Origin of the sequence: Massilia pseudoviolaceinigra, from assembly GCF_030846505.1 — a bacterium.
Classification (GTDB): domain Bacteria; phylum Pseudomonadota; class Gammaproteobacteria; order Burkholderiales; family Burkholderiaceae_D; genus Telluria_A; species Telluria_A violaceinigra.
In genome coordinates this window covers 1-4,160 of record NZ_JAVCWL010000068.1, presented here as the reverse complement: position 1 = coordinate 4,160, position 4,160 = coordinate 1, and the positions used below count along the sequence as shown (strand labels likewise).

Below are 4,160 nucleotides of genomic sequence, written 5' to 3'. Positions count from 1 at the left end.
CTTTGGTACCAGCGTTTATGATTGGATCCATCCAGACGATTCGGTCCACGCGTCTGCGAAGAGTGATCGGGATCGTGCATCCAGAGGAGCCGCAGGCGTTATCGCAAAGGCTCAAGGTCGTAACGCACCTAACAAAGACGACGACCCTTGCCACAAGCAAATGAAGGCCGACGAATTGATTTGTTCTCGTCTGCCTTGGCAGGGCGGTGTGCAGGCGAGATGTTATTCAAGTGCAGCATTGCGTTACAACGCCTGTACTGAAGGGAAAGATTTGCCGAGCCTTAATTGTTCAAAATAAATAGGAGTTGGCCGATGAACGTAGAGACTTTAGGTGCAATTTTTGCGACCAGGATGTTGGAATTAGTATCGGCGGACGGAAGCATTTGCCCAGTATGGATAAAAATTGGCAAGCCAAGGAAGTACGAGAAAAATATCCGGTTTTGTCCATACCAAATTATTGGAATAGGGGATGAGAAAATACGATACGCTCTAGGTTCTGATGCCCTCCAATCACTAATCCTGACCCTAACGAAGATTGGCGCAGATATTTACGGGTCGCCCGAATCGAAGGCAAGGAAGCTCACATGGATGGAAGACGAATCCCATAACTTGGGTATTCCAGTCTTTGCGGAAGTGTTTGGCGATGTCGTTCCTGCGCCAAGTATGACCCTAGTCGTATAGTTAACTGGAGGCTAAGAGCGCCGCAGGGGGTCAGTGACTTTAAGCGGACATAAATCCTTTCCGCATGTTGAGGCTGGAACCTTCTGGCCAGGCAACTTGTTACGCCAGGTCAGGAGAGTTAAATGAGCGTAACCTTTGAGAGCGCTGCGGTCTATTTGCTCGGTTTTGTTGGACTGGCTGCCGCAAGTCGCCTGCCGTATCGATCCTGGTTGCTGATGATCGACGTGTTTAAAACCGACGTGCCACTAGCTCGGAAGCGCTTGGTGCTCATCGTAGCGGCACTGACCTCCGCCATTGCGCTATGGAGCGACATCCAGGTCGTCGGTCGAGTCTTTGCATGCCTCACTGAAGCCTACTGTGGACCGGGTGCCGCAAGCGGTTGGGGATATCTCGCAATGCTTGGTGCTGTTTACTTTGCCTTCGAGGCAGTGAACTATTTGCTGCGCAAGGTGAATGGAAAGTAAGTTGCCATATTGTGAGTCATCCATCCTGATGAAGAGCGGGTAATAACACCACGTCTTTAGGGCGAGTACTGCAAGTGCGGAAACGTCCACGCGGGGAACGGTACGGCAATGGACTCTGCACCAGCTCAGCTAAGCATCGCGCGCATTGCGTTGCATCGCTCACCCCATGCCATGACATTTCGGGCGCGAAAAATAGTGAAGGAGTTGATAGTGGAAAACAAAACTTTAGAAGTGATTGCCGAGCGAGAGTTAAGCCTGAAATTGGATGATGGCAGCATTAAGACCGTTATCGTTAAAATTGGAAAACCGCAGCCGGTTGCGGGCTCAGATGTCTTTCGTTGCCATTTTCAATTCCTGGGATTGCATAACGATAGAATTCGTTACGCAGAAGGGGCGGATACTATGCAGGCGCTTATTCTAGCTTTAACAAAAATTGGGTCACAGCTGTACACATTGCCGGAATTTAGATCGATGCGATTGACGTCATTGGGCGAGCGAAACCTAGGGTTTCCGCTATTCGTGATGGAAAACCAGTCAGTAGAGGTGCCCGACCCTATTGGCTTGCTACAATTATGAGATGAGCAAAATGGAGCTGAGGGTCCAACAAACGGCATTCATTTCAGAACAGTAGATAAGTGAGTGCCGAGCTTGGCCCATGCGTCGCGCTTCTCATCGGCATAGTCGTGATGCAGGTAGTGCCGGCGCACCTTACTGCCAGGCAGAACGTGGTTCTGGCACCGATCGATGATGTCGAGCGACACGCCAAGGCGCTGCATGAGTGTGGCGCCAGTGCGGCGCAGATCGTGTGGCGTCCAGGCCCCGGTCTTGCCCGCGCCAAGGACCAGCGTGTTGTCGTGGCGCCGGTTCTTCATTGGCGCGCGCGGGCCGCCGTCCTTGGCCTTCTTGAACATCGACTGACGATCACCAGCCTGCTTGCTGATCGACTTCGAGTCGACGTGCCCTTCATTATTCCGCGCGGGGAAGCACCAGTCCGAGTGTCCGGTAACCTGGTGCAGCCGGCGGAACTGATCGAGCGCGAAAGGGGAGAGGTACACCGTCAGATCGGCCAGGTTATCTTTGACGTTTTCCTTCGGAATGAACCACTCCGAAGCATCCATGTCGACGTGCTTCCACCTGACCATGCTCATCTCGCCAATGCGGTACAGCGTCGACAGCATGATCCAGATCGCGCGCTGTGTGGTGGCCGCCACTGGCTGCGTTCCATACCTCTTGTCTGGCGCGGCATCGTACTCGGCTTGCAGCTTGTCGAAGACTGCCTGGAGTTCCGCGATCTCGGCGTCCGCAAGAATGCGATCCCGCTCATTGCTCATGTCGTAATCCGGCGCGACGATCTTCTCGATTTCGATCAGCTCCATCGGGTTCCCATCGATCAGCAGCTTGCGCCACGGCTGCCGCTTTTCCGCCCACGCAAACATTTGCGTCAGGCTGTTCCGGACCATGACGGCCGCCCGGTTGACGCCGCGCGCGACCATGACGCGCAGCACGCCACGAAGGTCATGCTCTGTCAGATCCTTGATGGGGATGGCGCCTATCGCCGGGAGCACGTCGGCGCCGAAGGACCGGCGCAGCTCGGCGTTGCCATCCTTGCGACGCACCGTCGAGCAGCCAGGCCTCGAACATGTTGCCCACACTGAGTTTATCGATGGATGCCACTGTTTCGGCGCGCTCCGCCGATTCCGCCGCGGCCTGGGATCCCGCTTGCTGGCGCGCAGATTCGGCTAGGATGAATTCCTTCGGGTCAGTGCCGCGCTTTCGCCAGTCGCTGATCTCAATCGCTATGCGCCGTGCTGTGTCGAGGGTTAGGCGGGCTTCATCGTTGAGTTTGTAAATGGCGAGATCAAAGTCGGGCAGGCTGGCTCCGTACTCGCCCAAGGTTCCGATATGGCCGCTTACGCCCCGACGCAGACATCCATCGTGGCTACTTGTCGACCTCCTTGAACCATGATGGACGGCGGCGCTTACCGATGTGTCCCGCTCGAGCGCCATGTTAGCCGTGTCTCATGTAAATGGAACGCCCTTAGGGGTTCACAATCTTTCCACCTGACGATCTAATATTGTCTCTCACAAAAAGAATTCGTTTGTAGTCAGTGGGGGGCCAGTGCGGTTCCTGAAAGTCATGTGACTGAAATTCGCGAACAAAGCGCCAGAAGGGTAGAAGGACTTGCACGGCATTGCCGCGAGTTTCCACGACTTCTCTGCCCCGAGCAGGTTCGCTTTCTGTGGCAAACACTAGTTTGAACTCAACTTCCTCGCCATTTGGCGTGAAGTACATGAAGTAGCCATCCGGTTCCAAGTGCCACCATACCCTCGACGGTACACCCTTGGCAGCAAGATCCAAGGCGCCGAGCAAGTCCTCAACCGGGTTATTGGGAACATCCGACGCATCAATTTCCACAGTCTGCTCATTGACCCGGATAGTCATAGTCAGCCAGCCGTGCGAGGGCGGCTTGTAGGAAACGTGAAAGTGAGGAGTGGGCATTTTTAAGTGATACTTAGAGCTGACTGGAGGCCACTAGCGAGAATTTGGATGTCGGACCATACCTGTCTATACCGAAAGCGGACATCATACACGTGCGGCTTCCGCCCGGTTGCGCTCATACCCGAGCCAATCAATCGAAAACTGTCCAAGGATTCATTTCCACTGGAGAAAACCAGCTTATTCCCTGTAAAGCTAAGACACGTTTCTGTTCAATCCAGATACGGTGGCAGCGCCCCCGCCCGGCTGTCGCCCCTACGAGAGTTTCCGCCTCCCTTGCTGCGGCGCCAACCAGCTCACGCGTCGCTGGGTCATTTTCGATTGGATCGCGCAAACCGCCCCATTCGCGAGGTTGCGTGAGCGCGGCCTTAAATACTCTCGAACGCAACTCAGGTTCCATCGAAAGAAGTTCTGCCTTCACCTTCATCACAGGGCAGCCTGTCGCCTTGTGATATTCAAAGAGATCCGCACTCGAAAATGGCTCCTCGTTTGTCATCGGTAGGGCGTCCTAAGAATTC

Annotated in this window: 7 protein-coding genes; 4 read left to right on the top strand and 3 right to left on the bottom strand. The window is 54.5% G+C overall.

Features of this window, described 5'->3' with window-relative positions:
* The 4 genes from RBA40_RS32870 to RBA40_RS32855 all read left to right on the top strand — a co-directional run.
* A partial coding sequence (locus RBA40_RS32870) for a hypothetical protein (protein ID WP_306653070.1) occupies window positions 1-298 on the top strand: 298 nt, incomplete at its 5' end.
* Between the two features lie 14 nt (window positions 299-312).
* Entirely contained in the window at window positions 313-681 is a 369-nt protein-coding gene (locus RBA40_RS32865) for a DUF6968 family protein (protein WP_306653068.1), read from the top strand.
* Between the two features lie 122 nt (window positions 682-803).
* On the top strand, window positions 804-1,145 hold the full coding sequence (locus tag RBA40_RS32860; protein ID WP_306653066.1) for a hypothetical protein: 342 nt from the start codon (window positions 804-806) through the stop codon (window positions 1,143-1,145).
* A gap of 210 nt (window positions 1,146-1,355) precedes the next feature.
* A complete protein-coding gene (locus RBA40_RS32855) occupies window positions 1,356-1,721 on the top strand; it encodes a DUF6968 family protein (RefSeq protein ID WP_306653065.1) in 366 nt (121 codons plus the stop codon).
* Window positions 1,722-1,759: 38 nt separating this feature from the next.
* Here RBA40_RS32855 and RBA40_RS32850 read toward each other — a convergent pair whose 3' ends face one another.
* From RBA40_RS32850 to RBA40_RS32840, 3 genes are all read right to left on the bottom strand, one after another.
* Complete coding sequence (locus RBA40_RS32850) at window positions 1,760-2,761, bottom strand: tyrosine-type recombinase/integrase (protein ID WP_306653063.1); 1,002 nt, start codon at window positions 2,759-2,761, stop codon at window positions 1,760-1,762.
* Between the two features lie 422 nt (window positions 2,762-3,183).
* Complete coding sequence (locus RBA40_RS32845; protein WP_306653061.1) at window positions 3,184-3,645, bottom strand: hypothetical protein; 462 nt, start codon at window positions 3,643-3,645, stop codon at window positions 3,184-3,186.
* A gap of 130 nt (window positions 3,646-3,775) precedes the next feature.
* Window positions 3,776-4,138, bottom strand: coding sequence for a hypothetical protein (locus RBA40_RS32840; RefSeq protein ID WP_306653059.1), 363 nt, complete (start codon window positions 4,136-4,138; stop codon window positions 3,776-3,778).
* Window positions 4,139-4,160 lie beyond the last annotated feature (22 nt).

What these genes read in the sequence shown, in the direction of transcription:
- RBA40_RS32865 (WP_306653068.1), top strand. Translation starts at nt 313, where the DNA reads ATGAACGTAGAGACTTTAGGTGCAATTTTTGCGACCAGGATGTTGGAA.
- RBA40_RS32860 (WP_306653066.1), top strand. Translation starts at nt 804, where the DNA reads ATGAGCGTAACCTTTGAGAGCGCTGCGGTCTATTTGCTCGGTTTTGTT.
- RBA40_RS32845 (WP_306653061.1), bottom strand. Translation starts at nt 3,645, where the DNA reads ATGCCCACTCCTCACTTTCACGTTTCCTACAAGCCGCCCTCGCACGGC.
- RBA40_RS32840 (WP_306653059.1), bottom strand. Translation starts at nt 4,138, where the DNA reads ATGACAAACGAGGAGCCATTTTCGAGTGCGGATCTCTTTGAATATCAC.